The 3,441-nt window shown below is 77.0% G+C and carries 1 protein-coding gene; it reads right to left on the bottom strand.

The window, feature by feature from the left end:
* Nucleotides 1–41: 41 nt before the first annotated feature.
* Nucleotides 42–3,269 (bottom strand): dTMP kinase, encoded by a 3,228-nt coding sequence (gene tmk / locus ACFWEG_RS28610; RefSeq protein ID WP_387220912.1) that lies wholly within the window; start codon nucleotides 3,267–3,269, stop codon nucleotides 42–44.
* Nucleotides 3,270–3,441 lie beyond the last annotated feature (172 nt).

Genomic DNA, 3,441 nt, shown 5'->3' with positions numbered 1-3,441 from the left:
GGTCGTCGGCGTGCCCTTCTACGGTCAGGGCTGGACCGGGGTCAGCGGCGGCGGCGCGCTCCGCGTTCGCCCTCGTCGTCGTCCTCGTCGTCCCTGCGGCGGCCGAGCAGTTCGTCGGCCAGCGACGGGAGGTCGTCGAGCGGGGTCTCCTCCGCCCAGTCCGAGCGCGGACGCTGCCGGGGGCGGCCCGACTCGTCGAGCTGCGGCAGCTCGGCGGTCCGGGCGGTGTCGTCCTCCGGCGCGCGGCGCGGTGCACCGGCGGGCTCGTCGCGGAAGAAGCCGCCCGGGACCCGGTCGGCGGGGTCGTCGGCCGACCGCGCGTCCCGCACGGGCGGGATCACGGCGGTGTCCTCCAGATCGCGGTCCGCGCGGGGCAGCACCTGGGTGCGCTCGGCGTCGCGACCGCCGCCCTGGGGAGCGTCGTCCCGGCGGTCGCCCCCCTGGGGCACCGACGGCAGAACGGCCGTCCGCTCGGCGTCGCTCTCCGACTCCTCGGGGCGCCGGTCGGGCCGGACCACCGGCGTCTGCAGCGTCGTCTCGTTGTCGGAGGGGCCGTTCTCGGCCCGCGACCGGGCCTCGGCCCGGGACCGCTCCTCGGCCTCCGCACGCGCCCGCTCGCGCTCCTCCGCCCGGGTCCGCTCCGCGGCCTCGGCCGCCGCGGCGGCCCGCTCGGCCTCGGCCCGCGCCGCGTCCTCGGCGGCGGCCCGCCGGGCGGCCTCCGCGCGGACCAGCGCCTCCTCGGCCTTGCGCTGCTTCTCCAGGCGGCGCTCCTCGGCCTCGGCCCGCAGCCGGGCCTCCTCCTCGGCCTGCTTGCGCAGCCGCGCCTGCTCGGCGGCGCGCGCCTCCTCCTCGGCGGCCTTCCGGGCGGCCTCGGCCTCCGCCTGCCGCCGCGCCTCCTCCTGGCGCTGCCGCTCCTCCTCGGCCTTGCGCTCCTCCTCGCGGCGCCGCGCCTCCTCCAGCTCGCGCCGCTTGCGCTCCTCCTCCTCGGCCCGCAGCTTGGCGAGCTGCTCCTGGCGCTCGCGCTCCAGCCGCTCCTCCTCGGCCTTCCGCGCGGCCTCCTCCTCCGCCTTGCGCCGCGCCTCCTCCTCGGCGGCCCTGCGGGCCTCCTCGCGCGCCTGGATCTCGGCGGCGCTCAGCGGCAGCATCCGGTCGAGCCGGTGCCGCACGACGGTGGTGACGGACTCGGGGTCCTGGGCGGCGTCGACGACCAGGTAGCGGCCCGCGTCCGCGGCGGCCAGGGTCAGGAAGCCGGAGCGCACCCGGTGGTGGAACTCGGCGGGCTCACTCTCCAGGCGGTCGGGCGCCTCGGTGAAGCGCTCGCGGGCGGCCTCCGGGGAGACGTCCAGGAGCACGGTGAGGTGCGGGACGAGGCCGTCGGTCGCCCAGCGGGAGATCCGGGCGATCTCGGTCGGCGACAGGTCGCGACCGGCCCCCTGGTAGGCGACCGAGGAGTCGATGTAGCGGTCGGAGATGACGATCGCGCCGCGCTCCAAGGCGGGGCGGACGACGGTGTCGACGTGCTCCGCGCGGTCCGCCGCGTAGAGCAGCGCCTCCGCGCGGTGCGACAGGCCTGCGCTGGAGACGTCCAGGAGGATCGACCGCAGGCGCTTGCCGACCGGCGTGGCACCGGGCTCGCGGGTCACGACGACCTCGTGCCCCTTGGCGCGGATCCACTCCGCGAGCGCCTCCGCCTGCGTCGACTTGCCGGCCCCGTCGCCGCCCTCCAGGGCGATGAAGAAACCGTTCGCCGTGGACGTGCGGACGGGGTCGGCGGGGCCGGCCAGCGCGTCGCGCAGGTCGCGGCGGAGCGGGACGCCCGAGCGGTCGTCGAGCTTGGCGAGGACCAGGGCGGCGACCGGGAGCAGCAGGGCGCCCGCCAGCATCAGGGTGTAGGCGGAGCCGGAGTGCGCCAGGACGAACTTGCCGCTGCCGAGCCGGTGGTAGCCGATGGCGCCGGCGACGACCGGCGCGAGGATCGCGGAGACCGCCACGGAGACCCGGGCTACCGCCTGCAGGTGGTCGGTGACGCGGCTCCGGCGGAACTCCTCGGTCTCCTGGTCGAGCAGCCCGTGGCCCGTCCGGGCGGCCACACCGGCCGTCCAGCCGGCGACCGCCGCGATCAGGAGCGCGGTCGCGGTGTCGGGCACCAGGCCGAGCCCGAGCAGCGCCACGCCGGTGAGCGCCGTCGCGAGCGCCAGGAGGCGGCGCCGGGAGAGGGCGGGCAGCACCGACGGCGCGGTGCGGATGCCGGCGACGGTGCCGCCGGTCAGCCCGAGCACGAGCAGTCCGTAGAGGACCGGCCCGCCGTCGAGCGCGACGGCCTGCAGGACGGCGACGGCGACCGCGGCGGCGACCGCCCCGGCGACGGCCGCGCAGCAGAGCACCAGGAGCGGGATCGCGCCGGTGCGGCCCTTGTCGGGACCCGCGCCCGCGGACGACGGCCGGCGCAGCCCCTCCAGGGGGGACCGGGCGCGCGGCGTGGCGTCGTCCGGCAGCTCGATCAGGTAGATGACGGAGACCGACGCGGCGAAGAGCCCCGCGGCGACGTACGAGGCGAGCGCGACCTGGTGGCCGCCGAACCAGGCGAAGCCCGCGGCGAGCAGGTTGCTCATCAGCGTGACGAACACGAAGGCGGCCGCGGCCAGCGGCAGGGCGACGAAGTCGGTGCGCAGCGACAGGCGGCGCAGCGCGCCGAGCCGGTCGGGCAGCGGGCGGACGGCCGCGCCCTCGATCGGGGGCGCGGGCAGCAGCGCCGGGGCGGCGCCGTCCTTGGCGACCGTCCAGAAGCGTTCGGCGACGCCCAGGACGAAAACGGTGACCAGGACGACGGCCAGCGCGTTGTCCGGCGTCCAGTCGATCCACAGCGGCGCGATGATCATCAGTACGGCGCGGACGGCGTCGGCGCCGATCATGGTCCAGCGGCGGTTCAGCGGGCCCTCGGGCCCGGTGAGCGACGTCAGCGGGCCGAGCAGGACCGCGCCGAAGAGGAGCGTGGCGAGGGCGCGGACCGCGAACACGATCGCGATGGCGAGCGCCACCCCTTGGTAGCGGCCTCCGAAGGAGCCCTCGACGATCGCCGCGTGCATGGCGAGCACGACGAGGACAAGAAGGGCGAGCGAGTCGCCGACACCCCCGGTGAGCTGCGCACTCCACAACCGGCGGAGGGCGGGCACCCGCAGCAGCGCGCGCACGGAGCGCTCACGCGAATCTGCGGCTAGGGAGTCGTCGGCGGCCGGGTTCACGACCGGTGGCTGCTCAGCTCGCGTCATCCCACCAGCCTATCCGCCCGAAGAAGCGGAACACCTCCCTCGTCCGAACACCTGGACGGCCGTCCACCCCCGGTCCCGCCGGGTGCGAAGCGCCTCCGTGTCGACCGTCCGCTCGGAGGCGCGTCGCAGGGGGACTTCGGAACGCCGACGGCCCTCCGCGCGGTGTTCGCTC

The organism is Streptomyces sp. NPDC060194, from assembly GCF_042728285.1.
Taxonomy (GTDB): Bacteria; Actinomycetota; Actinomycetes; order Streptomycetales; family Streptomycetaceae; genus Streptomyces.
The sequence above is the reverse complement of the archived record's forward strand: the minus strand, read 5'-3'. Positions and strand labels throughout refer to the sequence as shown.